Genomic DNA, 21,910 nt, shown 5'->3' with positions numbered 1-21,910 from the left:
AAATCACCCAAAGGCAAACATAACTTCAGGTAGCGAGAAAATTGCGCAGCAGCTGATGCCCCTGCTCGCTGAGAATGCTTTCAGGATGAAACTGCACACCTTCCAGCGCCAGCGTCTTGTGGCGGAAGCCCATAATCTCGTCGGGTTCGCCCGCTTTCAAACTCCAGGCGGTGATTTCGAACGCGTCGGGCAGCGAATCCCAGGCGACGATCAGGGAGTGGTAGCGCGTGACGGTAAGCGGATCGTTGAGGTTGCGGAACACGCCGCGATGGTTATGCGCGATGGCGGAGGTCTTGCCGTGCATCGCCTGTCGGGCGCGCACCACCTTCGCGCCATAGGCCTGGGCGATCGCCTGATGGCCGAGGCAGACGCCCAACACCGGAATGCGGCCGGCGAAGTAACGGATCGCCGCCATCGACACGCCGGACGCGTCGGGCGTGCAGGGGCCAGGCGAGATCACCAGATGCGTCAGCGGCAGCGCCGCCATCTCTTCCAGCGTGATGGCGTCGTTGCGCACGACGCGCACCTGCGCGCCAAGCTCGCAAAAATACTGATAAAGATTCCAGGTAAAGGAGTCGTAGTTGTCGATTAGCAGCAGCATAATCCGTCCTGAAGGAGAAAACCGCCGCTATTCTACGCGTTTTACAGGCTGGCGCGACTCACCACCTGGGCGAACAGCGCTTCCAGCGGCGCCAGATCGCCGCCGGCGGCCGCCTGATTCGCCTCGCGCCACGCCTGCGCCTCTGCGTGCTGCCACTCGAGGAAGTAGCCGGCGTGCAGCGCCAGCTGCTCGAAGAAGATGCGCTGGGCGCGTCCGTTGCCTTCGCGGAACGGATGCAGCATGTTGATTTCGCAATAGTAGTGCGCGATGCGCTCGACAAACGCCTGCGGCTCCAGATTGCGCAGCCCCTCTTCTTCCTCCAGCGCGTCCATCAGCGCGTTGCCCTCTTTCTCGATATATTCGAAGTGGCAGAACGGCGTATCGTCGCGCCAGATATCGATGGTGCGCAGCTCGCCCGCCCAGGCGTAGAGATCCTGGAACAGCGTGCGATGGATATGGCACAGGAAAGGCAGGCCGATGGTGGCGGGCCCCAGCTCGAGCGTTGCGAGACGTGCGGCGCTGAACGCCAGCTCCGCCTTGCGCAGCTGCGCGGCATCATGAATATCCAGACGGTTTTTCAACACGTCGTCGTTTTGCCACAGGTAGGGATCGCGTGCTACCGCACTATTCGGCACCATACTGCCTCCTCAGCGAGTCAAGTCGCGCCTCGGCCTGATCGTAAGTGCTGGCGGGCTCGGTCAGAATGAGATCTTCCAGCCGACAGCTGGCCTGATAGCTGGCGATGCGGCGCTGCTGCCAGAGGGTATTTTTCTGTTTCTCGGTGAGTTTGCTTGCCATGCCGCCTCCTGGCTGGGGTTGTCCACTCTCGTGAAGAGGAGTATAGGAGCAAATTTTCCCTTTGCCGGAGAGGGGCAAGGCGAGGCCGCCAGCGGAGGGCGGCCTACAGGGTTACGGCAGGACTTTCGCAGAAAGGATAACTACCGGTTTTACCGGCACATTTTGATAGGGACCGACATCTTTGGTCGGCACCTGGGAAATTTTTTCCGCCACATCCATCCCTTTCACAATTTTACCAAATACCGCGTAGCCGAAGTCGCGCTGGCCGTGATCGAGGAAGGCGTTATCGGCAACGTTGAGAAAGAACTGGCTGGTGGCGCTGTCTTTATCGGCGGTGCGCGCCATCGAGATGGTGCCGCGCAGGTTGCGCAGGCCGTTGTCCGCTTCGTTTTTAATCGGCGCGTTGGTCTGCTTCTGCTGCATGTCGGTGGTAAAGCCGCCGCCCTGCACCATAAATCCGGGGATCACGCGATGAAAAATGGTGTTGTTGTAGAAACCGCTGTTGACGTAGTCGACAAAGTTTTTCACTGAAACCGGCGCTTTTTGGTTATTCAATTCGAGTTCGATATTACCGGCGGAGGTGGTGAACAGGACGTGGGTATCGCCTTTGGCGGCCAGCGCCGAGACGGAAACGGAAGAGAGCGCAAACAGGGCGACCGCCGCTGTAAGAGTACGTTTAAGCATGAGTGAGTCCTTACCTTGGAGAGCAGCTTTTAAACGAGACTGATTGTAAAGAGCCTAAAATACAAGAGCCAGCGTTTTACCGTAATTTACGCAGCTTGTGGGCAAAATGGACAATCGGCCACGCAAACGTTTTCGTGATGCAAATCACATTATGAATGAAATATGAAAACGTATTTTCAGTCTTTATTTATTAAGATCACAGTTCCGTTTACACTTTCTGACAGTTTTACGCCGCCCTCTCTGTTTTCCACAGGTTCACAACATGACAAATCGTAATCGTATCGGGCTTACCTGGATAAGCTTTTTCTCGTACGCGCTGACCGGCGCGCTGGTAATCGTCACCGGCATGGTCATGGGCGACATCGCGAAGGATTTCCAGCTGCCGATTGAAAGTATGGGCAACACCTTTACCTTTCTGAACGCCGGCATTCTGGTCTCGGTTTTCCTCAACGCCTGGCTGATGGTTATCGTGCCGCTGAAGCGTCAGCTGATTTTCGGCTTTATTTTGATGGTGCTGGCGGTGCTGGGCCTGATGACCAGCCGCGATCTCTCGGTGTTCTCGCTCTGCATGTTCGTGCTGGGCGTGGTCAGCGGCATCACCATGTCGATCGGCACCTTCCTGATCACCCATCTGTATGAAGGCCGTCAGCGCGGCTCGCGCCTGCTGTTTACCGACTCCTTCTTCAGCATGGCCGGCACGCTGTTTCCGGTGCTGGCGGGTATCCTGCTGGCGCGCGCGCTGCCGTGGTACTGGGTCTATGTCTGCATCGGCATTATCTACGTCGCCATCTTCGTGCTGACGCTGTGCGTCGAGTTCCCGGTGCTGCGCAAGCCGGAAAACAGCCCGACGGTGGAAAAAGAGAAATGGGGCGTCGGCGTGCTGTTTCTCGCCGTGGCCGCGCTCTGCTATATCCTCGGCCAGCTCGGCTTTATCTCCTGGGTGCCGGAGTACGCCACCAAAACCATGGGCATGGATATCGCCAGCGCTGGCCAGCTGGTGGGCAACTTCTGGACCGCCTATATGGTCGGCATGTGGATCTTTAGCTTCCTGCTGCGCTTCTTCGACCTGCAGCGCATTCTGATGGTGCTGGCTGGCCTGGCGACGCTGCTGATGTACTGGTTCGTCAGCGCCACGGACGCCAGCATGCTGCGCTGGATTATTATGATCCTCGGCTTCAGCTCCAGCGCCATCTACACCACCATCATTACGCTCGGCTCGCTGCAGACCAAAGTCTCCTCGCCGAAGCTGGTGAACTTTATCCTCACCTGCGGCACCGTCGGCACCATGCTCACCTTCGTGGTGACCAGCCCGATCGTCAGGCAGGGTGGCGTCCATGCCGCGCTGCTGACGGCGAACGGTCTCTACGCCGTGGTGTTCGTGATGTGCGTGCTGCTGGGCTTTGTCACCCGACATCGCCAGCACGGCCATGTCATGCACTAAGCAGTAACAAGGCGGCGCAAGCCGCCTTTTTTTATCCCGCCGCAAAAATGCGATCCCGCGCTTTTGTTAACAGAACGAATAACTTACGAAAAATGATGCAGAAACAGTAACCTACCTCAAAATAGGTATACAGAAAGGCGCTTGATGTATATCAATATGAGCGCAAAACGGCGCGCTATTGTAGCCTCAATTCCCGCAATTTTGAGGCAAGCATGAGCAAACACAATGTCGTCGTTATTGGTAACGGCATGGTGGGGCATCGCTTTATTGAGGAGCTGATCGACAAAGCCGAACCCGGCCAGTTCGCGTTAACCGTCTTCTGCGAAGAACCCCGCGTCGCCTATGACCGCGTCCACCTTTCCGCCTACTTTTCTCACCATACCGCCGAAGAGCTTTCGCTGGTGCGCGAAGGCTATTATGAAAAGCATCAGGTCAATCTGCTGCTGGGCGAGCGCGCCATCACCATCAACCGCGACGAGAAGCTGATCCACTCCAATACCGGCCGCGCCATGCGCTACGATACGCTGATTTTCGCCACCGGCTCCTATCCCTGGATCCCGCCAATCAAGGGTTCGGAAGGCAGCGACTGCTTTGTTTACCGCACCATCGAAGATCTCAACGCCATTGAAGCCTGCGCGCGCCGCAGTAAGCGTGGCGCGGTGATTGGCGGTGGCCTGCTCGGCCTGGAGGCCGCGGGCGCGCTGAAAAACTTAGGGGTGGAAACGCACGTGATTGAGTTCGCGCCGGTGCTGATGGCGGAGCAGCTCGACGTGCAGGGCGGCGAGCAGCTGCGGCGAAAAATCGAAGAGATGGGCGTGCGGGTGCATACCGGCAAAAATACCCAGCAAATTGTGCATCACGCCGCAGGTGGCAAAACGCTGGAGTTTGCCGACGGCAGCGCGCTGGAGGTCGATTTTATCGTCTTCTCCACCGGCATTCGCCCGCAGGACAAGCTGGCGAAGCAGTGCGGCCTGGCGCTCGGCCAGCGCGGCGGCATCGCCATTGACGACCGCTGCCGCACCAGCGATCCGGCGATCTACGCCATCGGCGAATGCGCCGCCTGGCGCCACCGCGCCTTTGGCCTGGTAGCGCCGGGCTACAAAATGGCGCAGGTGGCGAGCGATGCACTGGTGGGTCGCGACAGCCTCTTCCAGGGCGCCGACATGAGCGCCAAACTCAAGCTGCTCGGCGTGGACGTCGGCGGCATCGGCGACGCGCATGGCCGCACGCCGGGCGCGCGCAGCTTCGTCTGGCTGGATGAGAGCCGTTCGGTCTACAAACGCCTGATCGTCAGCGAAGAGGGCAACACCCTGCTCGGCGCGGTGCTGGTGGGCGACACCAGCGACTACGGCAACCTGCTGCAGCTGGTGCTTAACGCCATTCCGCTGCCGGAAAATCCCGAAGCGCTGATCCTGCCCACCGGCAGCGGCGAAAAGCCGGTGATGGGCGTTGATTCGCTGCCCGACAGCGCGCAGATCTGCTCCTGCTTCGACGTCAGCAAAGGGGACATCGTCAAGGCGGTGCAGGCCGGCTGCCACACCGTGGCGGCGCTGAAAAGCGAAACCCGCGCCGGCACCGGCTGCGGCGGCTGCATCCCGCTGCTGACCCAGGTGCTGAACGCCGAGCTAAGCCGTCAGGGCATCGAGGTCAACAACCATCTCTGCGCCCACTTCCCCTACTCGCGTCAGGAGCTTTACCATCTGATCCGCGTCGAGGAGATCAAAACCTTCGACGCGCTACTGGCGAAATATGGCACCGGCTACGGCTGCGAAGTCTGCAAACCTACGGTGGCGTCGCTGCTGGCGTCGTGCTGGAACGACTTTGTGCTCGCACCGCAGCATACGCCGCTGCAGGACAGCAACGATCTTTTCCTCGGCAATATCCAGAAAGACGGCACCTACTCCGTGATCCCGCGCTCGCCCGGCGGCGAAATCACACCGCAGGGGCTGAAGGTGATTGGCGAGGTCGCCGAACGCTATAACCTCTACACCAAAATCACCGGCTCGCAGCGCATCGGCCTGTTCGGCGCGCAGAAAGACGATCTGCCCGCTATCTGGTCGCAGCTGATCGCCGCAGGTTTTGAAACCGGCCAGGCCTACGCCAAAGCGCTGCGCATGGCGAAAACCTGCGTCGGCAGCGCCTGGTGCCGCTATGGCGTCGGCGACAGCCTCGGCTTCGGCATCGCGCTGGAGAACCGCTACAAGGGCATCCGCACGCCGCACAAGATGAAGTTCGGCGTGTCGGGCTGCACGCGTGAATGCGCCGAGGCGCAGGGCAAAGACGTCGGCATTATCGCCACGGAAAAAGGCTGGAATCTCTACGTCTGCGGCAACGGCGGCATGAAGCCGCGCCACGCCGATCTGCTGGCGGCCGACCTCGACAGCGACACCCTGCTCGCCTACCTGGACCGCTTTATGATGTTCTACATCCGCACCGGCGATCGGCTGCAGCGCACTTCACTGTGGCTGGAGAGCCTGGAAGGCGGCATCGACTACCTGCGCAGCGTCATCATTGATGACAAGCTGGGCATCAACGCCAGGCTGGAGGCAGAGCTGGCCGAGCTGCGCGCCCGCGCGCGCTGCGAGTGGAAAGAAACCCTGGAGGATCCCGCCCAGCAGGCGCGCTTTGCCCACTTTATCAACGCGCCGCTGCGCGATCCCAACGTGCAGATGGTCGCCGAGCGCAGCCAGCATCGTCCAGCGCGGCCGGATGAGCGCATCGCCGTGACCCTGATTGAGGAGAGCGAAGTATGAGCCAGTGGACGCCCGTCTGCGATTTGCAGCAAATTCTGCCCGCTACCGGCGTATGCGCGCTGGTGAATAACCAGCAGATCGCCATTTTCCGGCCGCGCAACGATAGCGAGCTGTTCGCCATCAGCAATATCGATCCCTTTGCCCAGGCCAGCGTGCTGTCGCGCGGCATTATCGCCGAGCATGAAGGTACGCTCTGGGTCGCCAGCCCGCTGAAGAAGCAGCGCTTTCGCCTCAGCGACGGCCACTGTATGGAGGACGCGTCGCGCTCTGTCGCCGCTTATCCGGTCCGGGTAAACGCGGGCAAGGTCGAGGTGTGTGCCTGACCCCATCCCTGCCCTGATGTTATGCTACGCCGCCGGTGCCCTGCGCGCCGGCTGTCTGCCCTCTCTTCTCGCTTTCAGGATGCGCTATGGACTACTTTCCCCTTTTTTGTCGCCTGCAGGGCAAGCGCTGTTTGCTGGTGGGCGGCGGCGAGGTCGCTGAGCGCAAGGCGCGCCTGCTGCTGGCCGCTGGCGCCGATCTGCAGGTTGGCGCGCTGCGCTTTTCACCCGCGTTCCAGCAGTGGGCCGACAGCGGCGAGCTGACGCTGATGGTCGGCGCGTTCGACGACGCCTGGCTGGACGGATGCTGGCTGGCGGTCGCCGCCACCGATGACGACGCGGTGAATCAGCAGGTAGCGGACGCCGCCGAGCCGCGACGCATCTTCTGCAATCTGGTGGACGCGCCGGAGCAGGCCAGCGCGATTATGCCGTCGGTTATCGACCGTTCGCCGCTGATGGTGGCAGTCTCTTCCGGCGGCCGCGCGCCGGTGCTGGCGCGCCTGCTGCGCGAAAAAATCGAGGCGATGCTGCCGCAGCATCTTGGTCAGCTGGCGTCGCTGGCGGGCACGCTGCGCGCGCGGGTTAAGCAGCGTTTCGCCTCGATGGCGCAGCGCCGCTTTTTCTGGGAGCGCTTTTTCACCAGCGATCGGCTGGCGCAGACGCTGGCCAACGGCGACACCGCGCGCGCGGATCGACTGGTCGAGGCGCTGTTCAGCGACGCGCTGCCCGCGCAAGGGGAAGTGACGCTGGTCGGCGCCGGGCCGGGCGATGCGGGACTGCTGACGCTGAAAGGGCTGCAGCAGATCCAGCAGGCGGACGTGATTGTTTATGACCGGCTGGTGTCAGAAGAGATCCTGAATCTGGTGCGCCGCGACGCGGAGCGCATTTTTGTCGGCAAACGCGCCGGGCATCACTGCGTGCCGCAGGAGGAGATTAATCAGCTGCTGCTGCAACAGGCGCAGCGCGGCAGGCGCGTGGTGCGGCTGAAAGGCGGCGATCCCTTTATCTTCGGGCGCGGCGGCGAGGAGCTGGAGAGCCTCGCGCAGCATCAGATCCCGTTCAGCGTGGTGCCGGGCGTGACGGCAGCCTCAGGCTGCGCCGCCTACAGCGGCATTCCGCTGACGCACCGCGACCATGCGCAGAGCGTGCGGCTGGTCACCGGCCATTTGCAGCAGAAGAACGCGCTGGAGTGGGAGAAGCTGGCCGCCGAGCAGCAGACGCTGGTGTTTTATATGGGCCTCTCGCAGGCTCCGTATATTCAGCAGCAGCTGATGCGTCACGGTATGCGCGCGGATATGCCGGTGGCGCTGGTGGAGAACGGCACCAGCACGCGGCAGCGCGTAGTGACCGGCACACTGGCGCAGCTCGGCGAGCTGGCGCAGCAGGTGGAGAGCCCGTCGCTGATGATTATCGGCAGCGTGGTGTCGCTGCGCGATCGGCTGCGCTGGTTTTAGGCAGGCCTCAGAAACGAATTTAAAAAACGTTTGAGTTGACTGAAATAAGGTGCCAGCGCGGATGAGGTGGTCCGATCGCAAAGACGCAAAAACGGCGTCCTTGCCAGCTCGGCCTGCGCAGATACGCACCTCATCCCTGAGGTGCGCCCGTAAACGGGCTAACGCGCTGCGTTGTTCAAAAACGCTCCCGGCGTTTTTGTCCATGGCGCAGGACGCTTTGCTCTTCGGCCCACCTCACCCGCTTGCTAGCTTTACTGCGGCCTGAAAAAGCGGGATGGCTTCCGCCTTTTACTTTTTAATCAAATTATGGCGCGGCAACAAAGCCGATCGCTTCATACACCTTCTTCAGCGTCTCCTGCGCGCGCTCACGCGCTTTTTGCGCGCCGTCGCGCATCACCTGCTCCAGGAAGGCTTCGTCGTTGCGATAGCGGTTATAGCGCTCCTGCAGCTCGGTGAGCATGCCGGATACCGCATCCGCCACCGCGCCTTTCAGGTGGCCATACATCTTGCCTTCGAACTCCGCTTCCAGCTCGGCGATGGTTTTGCCGGTAACGCCAGCGAGAATATCCAGCAGGTTCGAGACCCCTGCTTTCTCTTTGACGTCGTAACGCACCACCGGCGGCTCTTCGGAGTCGGTCACCGCGCGTTTGATCTTCTTCACCACCGATTTCGGATCTTCCAGCAGGCCGATAACGTTGTTGCGGTTATCGTCCGATTTGGACATCTTGCGCGTCGGCTCCAGCAGCGACATTACGCGCGCGCCCGATTTCGGGATAAACGGCTCCGGCACGCGGAAGATATCGCCGTAGAGCGCGTTAAAGCGCTGCGCGATATCGCGGCTCAGCTCCAGATGCTGCTTCTGATCTTCGCCCACCGGCACCTGGTTGGTCTGGTAAAGCAGGATGTCCGCCGCCATCAGCACCGGATAGTCGAACAGCCCGGCGTTGATGTTCTCTTCATAGCGCGCCGACTTGTCTTTGAACTGGGTCATACGGCTCAGCTCGCCGAAATAGGCGTAGCAGTTCAGCACCCAGCTCAGCTGCGCGTGTTCCGGCACGTGCGACTGCACGAAGATGGTGCTCTTGCTGGGATCGATGCCGCAGGCGAGATAGAGCGCCAGCGTATCCAGCGTGGCCTTACGCAGCGCCGCCGGATCCTGACGAACGGTGATGGCGTGCAGATCGACGATGCAGTAAATGCAGTGGAAATCGTCCTGCATCTGCACCCACTGACGCAGCGCACCCATATAGTTGCCAATGGTAAGTTCGCCGGACGGCTGTGCGCCGCTGAAAACAATGGGTTTGCTCATGCTTGTGTCCTGATTAGTGCAGCCCGAGTAGGGGCAAAAGTTCATCAAAAGAGTCGAGTGTCAGGTCAGGGTTGCTGCCGGCGATCGGCTCGCCGTAGTTATAGCCGTAGGTCATGGCGACGTTCGGCACGCCGGCAGCCTGGGCGGCCTGAATATCGTTGCGCGAGTCGCCGACAAACAGCAGCTGGTTCGGCAGCACGCCGAAGCGGCCCAGTACCAGAAATATCGCCGCCGGGTGCGGCTTTTTCACGATCACGTCATCACCGCCGATGATCAGCGTAAACGCCTCGGCGATGCCGAGCGACTCCAGCAGCGGCGCGACGAACGGCGTCGGCTTGTTGGTGACGATCGCCATCGGAAAACCTTTCGCATGCAGCGCCAGCAGCGTCTCTTTCACCTGCGGAAACAGCGTGCTGCCCGCTTCCACCGTGTCGACATAGTGCTTATCAAACAGCGCGCGCGCGTCGCGCTGCTCGTCGGGCTGCGGTTCGCGGCCCAGCGCCCAGTTCAGCGCGCGCGACATCATCACGTCGGCGCCGTTGCCGATCCAGGTGGAGGCGCGCTCGACGCCCGCAGGCGGCAGCTGCAGATCCGCCAGCGCGCGGTCGATCGCCTGCGCCAGACCCGGCGCGCTGTGCACCAGCGTGCCGTCGAGATCGAACGCCAGCGCGCGGATATCAGTGAAATGAGCCATTAACCTTCTCCAGTTCGTGACGCATTTCATCGATCACTTTCTTGTAGTCGGGATGGCCGAAAATTGCCGAGCCGGCGACGAACATATCCGCGCCAGCGGCGGCGATCTGAGCGATATTGTCGATCTTCACCCCGCCGTCCACTTCCAGGCGAATGTTATAGCCGCCGTGATCGATGCGTCTGCGCGCTTCGCGCAGCTTATCCAGCGTGCCGGGAATAAAGGACTGACCGCCGAAACCGGGGTTCACCGACATAATCAGGATCACGTCGAGCTTATCCATCACATAGTCGAGGTAGCTCAGCGGCGTGGCGGGGTTAAACACCAGGCCCGCTTTGCAGCCGTGCTCTTTGATCAGCTGCAGCGTGCGGTCGACGTGCTCGCTCGCTTCGGGATGAAAAGTGATATAGCTGGCGCCAGCTTTGGCGAAATCCGGGATCAGCGCATCGACCGGTTTCACCATCAGATGCACGTCAATCGGCGCGGTAATGCCGTAGTCGCGCAGCGCTTTCAGCACCATCGGCCCCATCGTGAGGTTGGGAACGTAGTGGTTGTCCATCACGTCGAAATGCACCACGTCGCCGCCGGCGGCTAACGCTTTTGCGGTATCTTCACCCAGTCGGGCAAAATCCGCCGAGAGGATTGAAGGGGCCAGCAAATATTGTTTCATCCGATTCTCCCAATGTTGTGCGCCAGCCCTGCGGCTGACGTAATGCCTGGTCGCGGACGAAACAGACTAGCAGTAAAGTGCCAGCAGTTCGTCGACCTGTGTGCGACCCGTTATGCTCCGGCTGATAGAACGCCGCGCTTTAACCACATGTAATACTGCATCCTGATACCAGAGACGCGTCAGCGCGGTATCGTGATTCGAGATCAGAACCGGTATGCGGCTCTCCAGCGCCAGCCGCGACGCCAGTTCGGCGAGATGCTGCTGCTCACGCAGGCTGAAGCTGTTGGTGTGGTAGGCCGTAAAGTTGGCCGTTGCCGACAGCGGCGCATAGGGTGGATCGCAATAGACCACCGAACCCGCCTGCGCGTTGGTCAGGGTAACATCGTACGATTCACAGACAAAGGTCGCCTTTTGCGCCCGTTCGGCAAACCACAGCAGCTCGGCTTCAGGAAAGTAGGGCTTGCGGTAGCGACCGAAAGGCACGTTGAACTCGCCGCGCAGGTTATAGCGGCACAGACCGTTGTAGCCGTGGCGGTTGAGATAGAGAAACAGCAGCGCGCGCTCATAGGGATCGCTGCTGGCGTTAAAGGCGATGCGGCGCAGATAGTAGCACTCCGACGTGTTGCCTTCAGGCGAAAACAGCCGACGCGCGTCTTCAATAAAGGCCGCGCTGCGGTGCTTGACGATGTTGTAGAGGTTGATCAGGTCGCTGTTGATATCCGCCAGGTGATAGCGCGCATAGTCGGTGTTGAGAAACACCGAACCCGCGCCGACAAAAGGCTCAATCAGGCAGTCGCCTTGCGGCAGATGGCGACGGATATCCTCCATCAGAGGATATTTGCCTCCTGCCCATTTCAGGAAAGCGCGATTTTTCTTCATGCTGTCGTGGTTATACATCTTATTGTGGAGCTGTGGCGGACCGACAGCAGAACGGCGCTTATCAACGGGGCCGGTTCGACCGGCCCCACATGGTTTACTGGCTGGCTTCTTTCTTCACCTGGCTTACAGGCTTCACCCAGGGGTTTTGCGCGCGCACTTCAGCGGGCAGCGAAGCGACGGCGCGTCGGGCGTCTGCCGAGGTCGCGTAAGAACCGCTCACCAGCACGTACCATGGCTGGCCGTTGCGAGTGGTTTTATAAACGTGGTAGCCGCTAAGATTCTGTTTTTTCGCCCAGGCGTTCAGGCTCTCCGCGCGTGACGCACCGCTCAGCTGCAGCGTGTAGTTACCGCCCGGCACCGACTTGCCTGCTGCTGCGCTGTTGCTGGCCGCCGTTGCGCTGCCGCCTGTCGCGCCGTTGATCGCAGGACGCGCCGGCGTGGTATGGGTGCGGCTTTCGCTGGCTGCAGGTCGGCTGGCGGTCGCGGATTTGTGCGCAGGCTCGCGCGACGTATGCGACGGCGCAGCGGTGCGCGGCGTGGTCGGACGCGTCGCTGCAGGCGCGCTAATGCTGTTGCTGCTGCCGGCGCTGCCGCTAATGGTCGCTGGCGCGGTTGGCAGCGAGCTGCCGCCCTGCGCGGCGCTGTCGACCTGCTGCTGCTGATTGCTCAGTGCGCTGTTGAGGTCGCCAGGCAGCGTGACGCGCTGCTGGTTAGCAGGCGTCTCTACCGGCGCAGCCTGCGTCGGCGTAGAGGAGACCGGCGGCATAGAGACGTCGCGCGGCGCGCTGTTGTCAGCCGGCGCGCTGCCTGTTGTCGCCCCTTCTGCTGGCGCACTCTGGCCGCCGCTCATGGCGGTCGAGCCGGAAAGATCGATGCTCTTCTCGCCGCCGTTGCCGCCGGTGGAAGCCGGTGCGTTACTGGCGCTCTTGCCTGCGGCCGGTTTGCTCTCATCCGGGCCTTTCAGCGCCGAACCAATGCCGAGCACCAGCAGCAACAGCACCAGAATGCCGATGCCCATCATCATATGCTGGCGCGAAACCGGCACCTTAACCTTAGGCGCGGAAGACGTCTTACGCGGGCGCGAGGGACGGCGGTCGCTGGCGTCAGGTTTTAACTCGTCTTCGGGTTTAAACTCATCCATTTTGCCTCCTCCGTAAAGCGGCATTCGGCCATGCGCACCCCGCGCGCCGCGTCACCACTTAACTGCTTATGTTCAGGGTTTCTGACAGTCGTTAATCGCAGCCAGCACCATATCATGCGCCACGCCGCCGCGCACTTCAGAGCGGCCCAGCGCCAGCGGCAGCACCAGCCGCAGCTCGCCCGCCAGCACCTTTTTGTCGCGCAGCATATGCGGCAGGTAATCTTCCGCCTGCATGCTTTGCGGACCGTGCACCGGCAGACCGGCGCGCTGCAGCAGCGCGATAATGCGCTGGGTGTCCGCCTCGCTGAACTGGCCGAGACGTTGCGCGGTGCGCGCCGCCATCACCATGCCCGCCGCGACGGCTTCGCCGTGCAGCCAGTTGCCGTAGCCCATGTGCGCTTCGATGGCGTGGCCGAAGGTGTGACCCAAATTCAGCAGCGCGCGCTGGCCGTGCTCATGCTCGTCCGCCGCCACGACCTCTGCCTTCAGCTCGCAGCAGCGACGAATGCACCAGGCAATCGCCTGTTCATCCAGCGCCAGCAGCGCGTCCAGGTTCTGCTCCAGCCAGCAAAAGAAGTCGCCGTCCAGAATGATGCCGTATTTGATCACTTCCGCCAGGCCCGACGCAAGTTCGCGCGGCGGCAGCGTGCGCAGACAGTCGGTATCGATTACCACCGATGCGGGCTGGTAGAAGGCGCCGATCATGTTTTTGCCTAACGGATGGTTAACGGCCGTTTTGCCGCCGACCGACGAATCAACCTGCGACAGCAGCGTGGTGGGCACCTGAATAAAGCGCACGCCGCGCTGATAGCTGGCGGCCGCAAAACCGGTAAGATCGCCGATCACGCCGCCACCCAGCGCAATAAGCGTGGTGTCGCGACCGTGCGGCTTCTGCAGTAACGCGGTAAAGACCTCATCCATCACGGCCAGCGTTTTGTACTGCTCGCCGTCGGGTAAAATCACCTGATCCACTTTGACGCCCGCAGCCGTCAGCCGCGCCGAAAGCGCGTCAAGATAGAGCGGCTCCAGCGTCTGGTTGGTGACCAGCATCGCGTTATCACCCGCTTTTAGCGGCCAAAAAGAAGCCGGATCCTTGAACAGTCCGGCGGCAATGGTGATGGGATAGCTACGCTTTCCCAGTGAGACGGTGATCTTCTCCATGATGCTCGATACCTGTTACTGAGCCTTTCGGCATTAGATCAGTTTTTTTCCAACATGTGGATAATCTGGTTGGCCACCACTTTCGCACTTTGATCGTCAGTACGAATGGTGACATCCGCGATCTCTTCATAGAGCGGGTTGCGCTCGTCCGCCAGCGCTTCAAGCACTTCGCGCGGCGGGGAATCAACCTGCAGCAGCGGACGCTTTTTATCGCGTTGCGTGCGTGCCAGCTGTTTCTCGATGGTGGTTTCAAGATACACCACGACACCACGGGCGGAGAGACGATTGCGTGTTTCCCGAGATTTGACGGAACCGCCGCCGGTCGCCAGGACAATGCCCTGCTTCTCGGTCAGCTCGTTGATAATTTTTTCTTCGCGGTCACGAAATCCAGCTTCGCCCTCGACGTCAAATACCCAGCCCACATCCGCTCCGGTACGTCGCTCAATTTCCTGATCGGAATCGAAAAATTCCATATTGAGTTGCTGAGCTAACTGACGACCAATAGTGCTTTTGCCGGCACCCATCGGCCCAACCAGAAAGATATTGCGTTTCTCTGCCATTTTGTCGGTATTACTAAGAATTCGTTGATGATACCCCGCGTTCAGCGATTTCGCTGGCGGGACAGGAACTGAGACCTCATGAGCGTTAGCAAGAGTCAGACGAAAAATTATCTCAACACTCAAGGCCGTTTGGCAACCGAATAAATCGCTCGCCGGCATTCCCCTTGCGGGGCCGGTGTGCGGTGCGCGAAACGATACGCATTAGCGCTGCGCTTTTTACGCGCCGCCTTCAGAGGAAACTTCTGACCCTGACGGATACGCGCCGTCGGGACGGTTACAGCGTTCTAAAAATCGCTAAACCTTGTAAGCTAATTCCTGCCCTGCGTCAACGCAGTTGGCACTGGAGGGCGCATTTTCCGGTTTATCCGGCCGTAAGCGCTGCTTCCCTGACCAATCGCGGCGTAATGAAGATAACCAGCTCGCGCTTTTTATTTTCCGTGGTCTGATGGCGAAACAGCGCGCCTAACAGCGGAATATCGCCCAGCAGCGGCACCCGACTTTCGCCCTGGCTGCGCTGCTGTTGAAAAATACCGCCCAGCGCCAGGGTTTCGCCATCTTTTAGCGTGACCTGGGTTTCAATTTCCTGCTTGTCGATAGAGAGTATGCTGCTGTCGCCGTTCTGGATGGCGCGGCCCGGCACATTCTGGCTGAGCCGGATGCGCAGCAGAATACGCCCGTTGCCCAGCACGTTGGGCGTGACCTCCATGCCCAGCACCGCCTCTTTGAATTCGATGGTGGTGGCGCCGCTGTTGCCCGCCGAGACCTCATAGGGAATTTCGCTGCCCTGCTTGATGGTCGCCTTCTGCTGATGCGAGGTCAGCAGGCGCGGGCTGGCGATAATCTCCACCTGATTCTCCTGCTCCAGCGCGCTCAGCTCCAGGTCGAGCAGCTGGCCGCCGATGCGCGCCAGGGTGACGCCCGCGGCGATGCCCGGCGAGCCTGCCGCCAGCGGGATCGCCAGCCGGGGATGGTGCAGCGCCTCGCTGACCGCCTCAGTGCCAGCGGGCAGGCTCCAGCTGACGCCGAGTTCGCGCAGCGTCTCCTCGCTGATGGTGACGATATGCGCCGCCAGCTCCACCTGCTCGAGCGGTACGTCAAGCGCCTGCAGCCAGCGCTCCGTCTCCTTGAGCGCCGCCGCCGTATCGCGCAGCAGCAGCGCATTGGCGCGCGCGTCCAGCGTCACGCTGCCGCGCGGCGTCATCAGCGACGGCCGCTCGCTCTGCAGGCTGCGATAGACCTCCTCCGCGCTGGCGTAGCGTAGCGTCACGGCGCGCAGCGCCAGCGGCTGCTGCTCGACCGCAATGGCCTGCTCGGCCTGCGCCTCTTCTCGCTGATGCTGGCGCCAGCTGTCGGGATAGACCAGCAGCACATTCTCCTCCTCCACCACGGTGAGCCCGGCCAGCCGCGTCACCAGCGACAGTGCCTGCCGCCAGGGCACGTCGTCGAGCCGCAGCGAAAGCTGGCCCTCTACGCCCGGCGCGATTAACAGATTCACGCGCTGATAATCCGCCAGCGCCTGCAAAATACGCTCAACCGGCGCGTCGTCGAAATTAAGGCTGAGCCGCTGGCTGCTGGCCTGCACCGGCGCGAGCAGGACGCACGCCACCAGCAGAAGTATCATCCTGAACACAGGCGCCTCCCTTCAGTGAAAATGTGATGCGCTGCGGCGCACAGCCGCGGCCTGTTGTGAGCGTCAGGCTGCGCGGCGTGATAGCGCCCAGCTGCCAGCCCACCAGCGGCAGAGGTATTGCCGACGCCACCGTCACCCTGGCGCCCTGCGGCGCAACCAGCCAGGCGCGCAGGCTGGCTCCGCGTCCCAGCACGCCCTGCAGCCGCCAGTGGGTCAGCGTGTCCGGCGGCGGGCACACCGGGCTGGCCAGCGGCTGAAAGGGATCGCGCGGCGCGGCGCTCAGGCTGAACGTCGCCAGCGCGACACACAGCCATCTAGCGCGCATCGTCGCTCTCCAGCCAGAGTCTGGCCTGCACGTTTCCCTGCTGCGCCTCCAGCAGAAAGCGCGCGGGGAAAGGCGTCGCGGTGCGCGCCAGCTCGGCAAACAGCGGCTGAAACTGCGGCCACGCCAGCAGCAGGGTTAAGGCGCGCGGCGCAGACTCCGGCTGCCACGCCGTCAGCTGGCTGCCGCGCGCCGCCAGAAGCGTCTCAAGCGGCGCGGCGCGCGTGGCGAGCTGACGCGCCGTCTCGTCGAGCTGCGACCGCAACAGGCTTTCCGCAGGCAGCGCCCTGAGCTGCGCCTGCTGCTGCCGAGACCGCTGTTCGAGCGCTGTGAGATCGGCGCGCAGCGCCTGCTGCGCCCGCTGCTGAGGCCGAAGCAGCAGCAGCCATATTCCCAGCATCGCCGCCGCCAGGCACGCCGTCGCGACCGCAAGCCGGGCGCGCAGCGGCAGGTGCAGCCAGCGTTCCAGCGCGCTATTCATCGTCGACCTCGCCAGGGTAGGCGCGCAGCGTGAAGCGATAGAGCCCGTCCGGCTGACGCTCGACGCTGCCCTGCTTTATCGCCGCGAACAGCGGCAGGCCGCCCAGCCGCCGACGCAGCTCGCCTATCGCCTGCATACTCTGCGCGCGCCCCTCGATGCTGAGCCGCTCTGGCTGTTTCTCTACGCGATCGAGCCACAGCGGGTCGGGCAGCAGCGCTGGCAGGGCCTGCCAGAACTGATGCCAGCGCAGCAGCTGGTCGGCGTGACGCCGGACGCGGCGCCACTGCGCCTGTTGCGCGGCCAGCTGCTGCTGCAAGGCGCGGCGCTGGGCGAGCCGGTCGCCGCTTTCCGCCAGCGCGGCGCGCGCCTCACGCTGCGCGGCCTGCAGCCGCTGGCTGGCGCAATCGAGGCGCCACAGCTGCCAGGCCGCCGTCAGCGCCAGCAGCAGCAGCGCGGCGGCGCCAATGCTCAGGCTGACGCGCCGCTGACGCCGCAGGCGGGCCTGTCGCCACGGCAGCAAATTCACCGCGATCATGGGCAATCCTCCGGACGCAGCGCCAGGCCGGCGGCGATGCAAAACGCCGCCTCCTGCTGCGGCAGCGGCGGCTGCCGGTAAGCAAACAGCTGCAACGGCGAAAAAGGCGTGAAGGCGTCAGGCAGAGCGACAGAGGATGGCGCGCAGCCGTACAGCGCGCGCGCCTGAGGGAAATAGCGCGGTGGCAGCGTCTCCGCCGCGCTGTCCGCCACCGCGCTGCCAACCAGGCTTTCGCTGGCGCGGCTATACCAGAGCCACTGCGCATCCTGATAGAGCAGCAGCGCGGCGTCCTCAGCCAGCCCGGCGGCCAGCGCGGTCTGCGCCAGCGCGTGAGTGGCGAGTTCAAAAACCGCAGGCCGCAGCGCGCTCTGTTGCAGCGGTGCCAGCCACTGCGCAATCGCCTCGCGCCGCGCGGCCGTCACATAGAGCTGGCGATCCGCTTCGCTGGCGCGATAGTCGAGCGCCAGCGCGTCAGGTTCGACGGGAAAGAGACGCTGCGCCGCCGCCGTCACGTAACGCCCCAGCGCCGGCTCCTGCAGACGCTGAGCGGGCAGCGCCAGCGGCCGCTGCAGCACCAGCTGCGCAGGCAGCGCGACGCGCAGCGAATAGCGCTGTGGCAGCTGCCGCTGCAGGTCGCGCAGCGCCGCCTGCAGTTCAGGCGAAGATTGCAGCAGGCCGTTTCTTAACGTATCTTGCGGCAGCCCTTGCTGCCACCAGCGGCAGAGTTGCCAGCCGCCGCGTCGGCGCTGTACGGCGAGAGCGCAGAGCTGCGTATTCTGAATATCCAGTCCGACTTGCCATGTCTGAAAAGCCATGCGCGCGATCTCCTTATCTACAGGGGCAAAAGGACATATCAAAGCGTCTGGCTTGCCTTTATACTACCGCGCGGTTGTTTATAAACTGCCCAAACGACAACAGATGGGAAATTCCAGGTGAAGTTCGTAAAGTATTTATTAATCCTTGCAGTGTGTTGCGTCTTGCTGGGAGCTGGCTCGATTTATGGTTTGTACAAATACATAGAGCCGCAGTTGCCTGACGTTAACACGCTGAAAGATGTGCGCCTGCAAACACCCATGCAGGTGTACAGCGCGGATGGCGAGCTGATCGCCCAGTATGGCGAGAAACGCCGTATCCCATTAACGTTGCAGCAGATGCCGCCCGTGATGCTCAAAGCTTTTATCGCCACGGAAGACAGCCGTTTCTATGAGCACCACGGCGTGGATCCGGTAGGCATTTTCCGTGCGGCGAGCATCGCGTTGATGTCTGGCCACGCCTCGCAGGGCGCGAGCACCATCACGCAGCAGCTGGCGCGTAACTTCTTCCTGAGCCCGGAACGCACCCTGATGCGTAAAATCAAGGAAGCGTTTCTCGCCATTCGCATTGAGCAGCTGCTGAATAAAGATGAGATCCTCGAACTCTATCTGAACAAAATTTATCTCGGCTACCGCGCCTATGGCGTCGGCGCCGCGGCGCAGGTCTACTTCGGCAAACCGGTCGACCAGCTTTCCCTGAGCGAAATGGCGATGATCGCCGGCCTGCCGAAAGCGCCGTCGACCTTCAACCCGCTCTATTCCCACAGCCGCGCGCTGGCGCGTCGCAACGTGGTGCTGGCGCGTATGCTGGATCAGCATTACATCACCCAGCAGCAGTATGACGAGGCGCGCAGCACGCCGCTGGTGGCGGTCTATCACGGCCCGGAAATCGCCTTCTCCTCTCCCTATCTCAGCGAGATGGTGCGTCAGGAGATGGTGAAGCGCTACGGCGACGGCGCCTACAACGACGGTTACAAGGTCTACACCACCGTGACGCGTCGTCTGCAGCAGGCGGCGCAGGATGCGGTGCGCAACAACGTGCTGGCCTACGATATGCGCCACGGCTACCGCGGCCCGACCAGCGTGCTGTGGAAGGTGGGCGAACCCGCCTGGAGTCAGGAGCAGATCCTGAAGGCGCTGAAACCGCTGCCCGCTTATGGGCCGCTGCTGCCTGCTGTCGTGACGCAGGCGAGCAGTAACGAAGCGACCGCGATGCTAAAAGACGGCACCAGCGTCTCGCTGGGCCTTGCCGGCGTGCGCTGGGCGCGCGCCTTTAAGTCAGATACCGTTCAGGGCCCGACGCCGCGCAGCGTGACGCAGGTTATCCAGACCGGCCAGCAGATTTGGGTGCGCAAAGTCGATAACGACTGGTGGCTGGCGCAGGTGCCGGACGTCAACTCCGCGCTGGTGTCGCTCGATCCGCAAACCGGCGCGGTGCGCGCGCTGGTGGGCGGATTCGACTTTAACCAGAGCATGTTCAACCGCGCCACCCAGGCGCTGCGCCAGGTCGGCTCCAACATCAAGCCGTTCCTCTACACTGCGGCGATGGATCGCGGCCTGACGCTCGCCTCGATTCTCAACGACGTGCCGATTTCACGCTGGGATGCGGGCGCGGGCGCCGACTGGCGGCCGAAAAACTCGCCGCCAACCTACGACGGTCCGATTCGTCTGCGTCAGGGGTTAGGTCAGTCGAAAAACGTGGTGATGGTGCGCGCCATGCGCGCGATGGGCGTCGACTACGCGGCGGAGTACCTGCAGCGCTTCGGCTTCCCGGCGCAGAATATCGTGCATACCGAATCGCTGGCGCTTGGCGCGGCCTCATTTACCCCGCTGCAGGTGGCGCGCGGCTACTCGGTGATGGCGAACGGCGGCTTCCTGGTTGACCCTTACTTCATCAGCAAGATTGAGAACGAGCAAGGCGGCACGATTTTCGAAGCGAAACCGCGCATCGCCTGCCCGCAGTGCAATCTGCCGGTGATCTACGGCGAGACCCGCAAAGCGCTGGCGCTGAACGAGGAGAGCGTAGAGAACGTCGCCACTTCCGATCAGAACCAGAATCAGCCCGCGCCGCAGCCGGCGCTGGAGCAGGTTCCGGCCCAGCCGCAGCCGGACGGTCAGCAGTATGCGCCGCACGTGATCAACACGCCGCTGTCATTCCTGATCAAGAGCGCGCTGAATTCCAATATCTTCGGCGAACCGGGCTGGATGGGCACCGGCTGGCGCGCGTCGCGCGATCTGAAACGCAACGATATCGGCGGCAAAACCGGCACCACCAACAGTTCCAAAGACGCCTGGTTCTCGGGTTACGGTCCTGGCGTGGTGACCTCGGTGTGGATCGGCTTTGACGATGCGCGGCGCGATCTGGGCCGCAGCACGCTGTCGGGGGCGATCCCTAATCAGATTTCCGGCTACGAAGGTGGCGCGAAAAGCGCTCAGCCAGCCTGGGACGACTACATGAAGAGTGCGCTGGACGGCGTGCCGGAGCAGCCGCTGACGCCGCCGGACGGCGTGGTAACGGTGACTATCGATCGCAGCACCGGCAAGCTGGCCAACGGCGGCGGCAATACGCGTCAGGAGTATTTCATCAACGGCACGCAGCCGACGGAATATTCCGTGCATGACGTCGGCACCACCATTATGGATAACGGCGAGAGCCACGAACTGTTTTAAGCCCTGCCGTGAGTAGCAAAAAAGGCCGACATCGCTGTCGGCCTTTTTATTTTGGAATGTGCCAACGCGGGTGAGATGGCCCGATCGCAAAGACGCAAAAAGCGGCATCCCTGCCAGCTCGGCCCGCGACATCCCTGTCGCGGGACGCTTTGCTCTTCGGTCCATCTCACCCGCTTGCGAGCTTTAGAGCTGTCTGTAAAAGTCAAAGCCCTGCCAGTTTCAGGCAATGTCGTACCCGTTAGTAACTCAGCCGCCCCTGCTGCACCAGCCATTCGCGCACCAGGAATAGCGCGCTGACGTTGCGCGCCTCGCGGAAGTCCGGCTCCTGCAGCAGTGCCAACAGGTTATCCAGCGGCCAGCGATGCTCGATCAGCGGCTCTGGCTCGTCGCCTTCCAGCCGCTCCGGGTAAAGCCCTTCCGCCACCACGATATTCATCTTGCTGGAGAAGTAAGAGGGCGCCATGGTGAGCTTGCTGAGAAACTCCAGCTTCTCGGCACCAAAGCCGACTTCCTCTTTCAGCTCGCGGTTCGCCGCCTCGAAGACATTCTCGCCGGGATCGATCAGCCCTTTCGGAAAGCCCAGCTCATAGGTCTCCAGCCCCACCGCATACTCCTGAATCAGCACCACCTGGTCGTCGATAATCGGCACGATCATCACCGCCTCGCGCTCCGACGGTTTCATCCGCTCATAAACGCGGCGCGCGCCGTTGCTAAAAGCGAGATCGACCGATTCAACGGTGAACAGACGCGAACGCGCTACCGTTTCCACATTGAGGATGTCAGGTTTTTTTAACGGGTTCTTCATATCAGCCTCAGACTTTCAACGCCGTGCTCTACCGGGAAAAAATCAGCTTACCTGACCACAGGCGAATGTGCGACAGCGAGTTTAGACCCGTAGTCTGGCAGAAGGCGACGCCGCACGATATCAACGAATTGTTATAGCAGTTAACGTTTTCGCCATAAGTCAACGTCGAAGAGTAAAATTCAGAAAAGACCGA

At 61.9% G+C, this 21,910-nt stretch carries 22 protein-coding genes; 5 read left to right on the top strand and 17 right to left on the bottom strand.

Translation table 11 applies throughout. From position 1 onward, the window contains the following. Window positions 1-25: 25 nt before the first annotated feature. The 4 genes from MC269_RS01375 to ppiA all read right to left on the bottom strand — a co-directional run bounded on the left by MC269_RS01375 (window position 26) and on the right by ppiA (window position 2,083). Window positions 26-601: an aminodeoxychorismate/anthranilate synthase component II gene (locus MC269_RS01375; RefSeq protein ID WP_081136607.1), complete on the bottom strand. Its 576-nt coding sequence runs from the start codon at window positions 599-601 to the stop codon at window positions 26-28. Between the two features lie 41 nt (window positions 602-642). After that, window positions 643-1,239 carry a putative adenosine monophosphate-protein transferase Fic gene (locus tag MC269_RS01370; protein ID WP_239953528.1) on the bottom strand — a complete coding sequence of 199 codons (597 nt, stop codon included), beginning with the start codon at window positions 1,237-1,239 and terminating at the stop codon, window positions 643-645. Continuing rightward, on the bottom strand, window positions 1,226-1,399 hold the full coding sequence (locus tag MC269_RS01365; protein ID WP_239953526.1) for a YhfG family protein: 174 nt from the start codon (window positions 1,397-1,399) through the stop codon (window positions 1,226-1,228). Before MC269_RS01365 ends, MC269_RS01370 begins: the two co-directional genes overlap by 14 nt. Window positions 1,400-1,510: 111 nt before the next feature. Further along, window positions 1,511-2,083 (bottom strand): peptidylprolyl isomerase A, encoded by a 573-nt coding sequence (ppiA, locus tag MC269_RS01360; RefSeq protein ID WP_239953524.1) that lies wholly within the window; start codon window positions 2,081-2,083, stop codon window positions 1,511-1,513. A 262-nt stretch (window positions 2,084-2,345) separates the two neighbouring features. Between ppiA and tsgA the strand changes: the two genes are divergently transcribed. The 4 genes from tsgA (at window position 2,346) to cysG (ending at window position 8,051) form a co-directional block, all read left to right on the top strand. Further along, window positions 2,346-3,524, top strand: coding sequence for an MFS transporter TsgA (gene tsgA / locus MC269_RS01355; protein ID WP_081136599.1), 1,179 nt, complete (start codon window positions 2,346-2,348; stop codon window positions 3,522-3,524). Window positions 3,525-3,736: 212 nt separating this feature from the next. Continuing rightward, window positions 3,737-6,277, top strand: coding sequence for a nitrite reductase large subunit NirB (nirB, locus tag MC269_RS01350; RefSeq protein ID WP_239953522.1), 2,541 nt, complete (start codon window positions 3,737-3,739; stop codon window positions 6,275-6,277). Further along, a complete protein-coding gene (gene nirD / locus MC269_RS01345) occupies window positions 6,274-6,600 on the top strand; it encodes a nitrite reductase small subunit NirD (RefSeq protein WP_081136595.1) in 327 nt (108 codons plus the stop codon). Before nirB ends, nirD begins: the two co-directional genes overlap by 4 nt. An 86-nt stretch (window positions 6,601-6,686) precedes the next feature. Beyond that, window positions 6,687-8,051, top strand: coding sequence for a siroheme synthase CysG (gene cysG, locus MC269_RS01340; protein WP_239953520.1), 1,365 nt, complete (start codon window positions 6,687-6,689; stop codon window positions 8,049-8,051). Window positions 8,052-8,355: 304 nt separating this feature from the next. On the opposite strand, the gene trpS is transcribed toward cysG, so the two are convergent. The 12 genes from trpS to pilM all read right to left on the bottom strand — a co-directional run bounded on the left by trpS (window position 8,356) and on the right by pilM (window position 18,245). After that, window positions 8,356-9,360, bottom strand: coding sequence for a tryptophan--tRNA ligase (gene trpS / locus MC269_RS01335; RefSeq protein WP_081136591.1), 1,005 nt, complete (start codon window positions 9,358-9,360; stop codon window positions 8,356-8,358). Window positions 9,361-9,373: 13 nt separating this feature from the next. Further along, window positions 9,374-10,054 (bottom strand): phosphoglycolate phosphatase, encoded by a 681-nt coding sequence (locus MC269_RS01330; RefSeq protein WP_239953518.1) that lies wholly within the window; start codon window positions 10,052-10,054, stop codon window positions 9,374-9,376. Further along, window positions 10,038-10,721, bottom strand: a complete 684-nt coding sequence (rpe, locus tag MC269_RS01325) for a ribulose-phosphate 3-epimerase (protein ID WP_033753082.1) — start codon at window positions 10,719-10,721, stop codon at window positions 10,038-10,040. The genes MC269_RS01330 and rpe overlap by 17 nt, the downstream gene beginning before the upstream one ends. 66 nt (window positions 10,722-10,787) lie before the next feature. Beyond that, complete coding sequence (gene dam / locus MC269_RS01320) at window positions 10,788-11,600, bottom strand: adenine-specific DNA-methyltransferase (protein ID WP_081136666.1); 813 nt, start codon at window positions 11,598-11,600, stop codon at window positions 10,788-10,790. 94 nt (window positions 11,601-11,694) lie between these two features. Further along, on the bottom strand, window positions 11,695-12,741 hold the full coding sequence (locus MC269_RS01315; protein ID WP_239953516.1) for an SPOR domain-containing protein: 1,047 nt from the start codon (window positions 12,739-12,741) through the stop codon (window positions 11,695-11,697). A 72-nt stretch (window positions 12,742-12,813) separates the two neighbouring features. Further along, window positions 12,814-13,902, bottom strand: coding sequence for a 3-dehydroquinate synthase (aroB, locus tag MC269_RS01310; RefSeq protein ID WP_239953515.1), 1,089 nt, complete (start codon window positions 13,900-13,902; stop codon window positions 12,814-12,816). Between the two features lie 38 nt (window positions 13,903-13,940). Next, entirely contained in the window at window positions 13,941-14,462 is a 522-nt protein-coding gene (gene aroK, locus MC269_RS01305; protein ID WP_033792589.1) for a shikimate kinase AroK, read from the bottom strand. 361 nt (window positions 14,463-14,823) lie between these two features. Continuing rightward, window positions 14,824-16,083 carry a DNA uptake porin HofQ gene (hofQ, locus tag MC269_RS01300; RefSeq protein ID WP_239955048.1) on the bottom strand — a complete coding sequence of 420 codons (1,260 nt, stop codon included), beginning with the start codon at window positions 16,081-16,083 and terminating at the stop codon, window positions 14,824-14,826. After that, window positions 16,013-16,417 carry a HofP DNA utilization family protein gene (locus tag MC269_RS01295; RefSeq protein ID WP_239953513.1) on the bottom strand — a complete coding sequence of 135 codons (405 nt, stop codon included), beginning with the start codon at window positions 16,415-16,417 and terminating at the stop codon, window positions 16,013-16,015. The genes hofQ and MC269_RS01295 overlap by 71 nt, the downstream gene beginning before the upstream one ends. Continuing rightward, window positions 16,407-16,895, bottom strand: a complete 489-nt coding sequence (locus tag MC269_RS01290; protein WP_239953511.1) for a hypothetical protein — start codon at window positions 16,893-16,895, stop codon at window positions 16,407-16,409. The genes MC269_RS01295 and MC269_RS01290 overlap by 11 nt, the downstream gene beginning before the upstream one ends. Next, window positions 16,888-17,430, bottom strand: a complete 543-nt coding sequence (locus MC269_RS01285) for a PilN domain-containing protein (RefSeq protein WP_239953509.1) — start codon at window positions 17,428-17,430, stop codon at window positions 16,888-16,890. Before MC269_RS01285 ends, MC269_RS01290 begins: the two co-directional genes overlap by 8 nt. After that, complete coding sequence (gene pilM / locus MC269_RS01280) at window positions 17,427-18,245, bottom strand: pilus assembly protein PilM (protein WP_239953507.1); 819 nt, start codon at window positions 18,243-18,245, stop codon at window positions 17,427-17,429. The genes MC269_RS01285 and pilM overlap by 4 nt, the downstream gene beginning before the upstream one ends. A 117-nt stretch (window positions 18,246-18,362) precedes the next feature. On the opposite strand from pilM, the gene mrcA reads away from it, so the two are divergent. Further along, on the top strand, window positions 18,363-20,912 hold the full coding sequence (gene mrcA / locus MC269_RS01275) for a peptidoglycan glycosyltransferase/peptidoglycan DD-transpeptidase MrcA (RefSeq protein ID WP_239953504.1): 2,550 nt from the start codon (window positions 18,363-18,365) through the stop codon (window positions 20,910-20,912). Window positions 20,913-21,150: 238 nt separating this feature from the next. On the opposite strand, the gene nudE is transcribed toward mrcA, so the two are convergent. Further along, complete coding sequence (gene nudE / locus MC269_RS01270) at window positions 21,151-21,717, bottom strand: ADP compounds hydrolase NudE (RefSeq protein WP_239953502.1); 567 nt, start codon at window positions 21,715-21,717, stop codon at window positions 21,151-21,153. Window positions 21,718-21,910: the final 193 nt, after the last annotated feature.

Origin of the sequence: Pantoea sp. Z09 (assembly GCF_022394795.1) — a bacterium.
GTDB lineage: Bacteria > Pseudomonadota > Gammaproteobacteria > Enterobacterales > Enterobacteriaceae > Pantoea > Pantoea latae.
The sequence above is the reverse complement of the archived record's forward strand: the minus strand, read 5'-3'. Positions and strand labels throughout refer to the sequence as shown.

What these genes read in the sequence shown, in the direction of transcription:
- MC269_RS01370 (WP_239953528.1), bottom strand. Translation starts at nt 1,239, where the DNA reads ATGGTGCCGAATAGTGCGGTAGCACGCGATCCCTACCTGTGGCAAAAC.
- tsgA (WP_081136599.1), top strand. Translation starts at nt 2,346, where the DNA reads ATGACAAATCGTAATCGTATCGGGCTTACCTGGATAAGCTTTTTCTCG.
- pilM (WP_239953507.1), bottom strand. Translation starts at nt 18,245, where the DNA reads ATGGCTTTTCAGACATGGCAAGTCGGACTGGATATTCAGAATACGCAG.
- trpS (WP_081136591.1), bottom strand. Translation starts at nt 9,360, where the DNA reads ATGAGCAAACCCATTGTTTTCAGCGGCGCACAGCCGTCCGGCGAACTT.
- nirD (WP_081136595.1), top strand. Translation starts at nt 6,274, where the DNA reads ATGAGCCAGTGGACGCCCGTCTGCGATTTGCAGCAAATTCTGCCCGCT.
- MC269_RS01330 (WP_239953518.1), bottom strand. Translation starts at nt 10,054, where the DNA reads ATGGCTCATTTCACTGATATCCGCGCGCTGGCGTTCGATCTCGACGGC.
- dam (WP_081136666.1), bottom strand. Translation starts at nt 11,600, where the DNA reads ATGAAGAAAAATCGCGCTTTCCTGAAATGGGCAGGAGGCAAATATCCT.
- MC269_RS01365 (WP_239953526.1), bottom strand. Translation starts at nt 1,399, where the DNA reads ATGGCAAGCAAACTCACCGAGAAACAGAAAAATACCCTCTGGCAGCAG.
- cysG (WP_239953520.1), top strand. Translation starts at nt 6,687, where the DNA reads ATGGACTACTTTCCCCTTTTTTGTCGCCTGCAGGGCAAGCGCTGTTTG.
- MC269_RS01315 (WP_239953516.1), bottom strand. Translation starts at nt 12,741, where the DNA reads ATGGATGAGTTTAAACCCGAAGACGAGTTAAAACCTGACGCCAGCGAC.
- nirB (WP_239953522.1), top strand. Translation starts at nt 3,737, where the DNA reads ATGAGCAAACACAATGTCGTCGTTATTGGTAACGGCATGGTGGGGCAT.
- rpe (WP_033753082.1), bottom strand. Translation starts at nt 10,721, where the DNA reads ATGAAACAATATTTGCTGGCCCCTTCAATCCTCTCGGCGGATTTTGCC.
- nudE (WP_239953502.1), bottom strand. Translation starts at nt 21,717, where the DNA reads ATGAAGAACCCGTTAAAAAAACCTGACATCCTCAATGTGGAAACGGTA.
- hofQ (WP_239955048.1), bottom strand. Translation starts at nt 16,083, where the DNA reads ATGATACTTCTGCTGGTGGCGTGCGTCCTGCTCGCGCCGGTGCAGGCC.
- MC269_RS01285 (WP_239953509.1), bottom strand. Translation starts at nt 17,430, where the DNA reads ATGATCGCGGTGAATTTGCTGCCGTGGCGACAGGCCCGCCTGCGGCGT.
- aroB (WP_239953515.1), bottom strand. Translation starts at nt 13,902, where the DNA reads ATGGAGAAGATCACCGTCTCACTGGGAAAGCGTAGCTATCCCATCACC.
- MC269_RS01290 (WP_239953511.1), bottom strand. Translation starts at nt 16,895, where the DNA reads ATGAATAGCGCGCTGGAACGCTGGCTGCACCTGCCGCTGCGCGCCCGG.
- MC269_RS01375 (WP_081136607.1), bottom strand. Translation starts at nt 601, where the DNA reads ATGCTGCTGCTAATCGACAACTACGACTCCTTTACCTGGAATCTTTAT.
- aroK (WP_033792589.1), bottom strand. Translation starts at nt 14,462, where the DNA reads ATGGCAGAGAAACGCAATATCTTTCTGGTTGGGCCGATGGGTGCCGGC.
- MC269_RS01295 (WP_239953513.1), bottom strand. Translation starts at nt 16,417, where the DNA reads ATGCGCGCTAGATGGCTGTGTGTCGCGCTGGCGACGTTCAGCCTGAGC.
- ppiA (WP_239953524.1), bottom strand. Translation starts at nt 2,083, where the DNA reads ATGCTTAAACGTACTCTTACAGCGGCGGTCGCCCTGTTTGCGCTCTCT.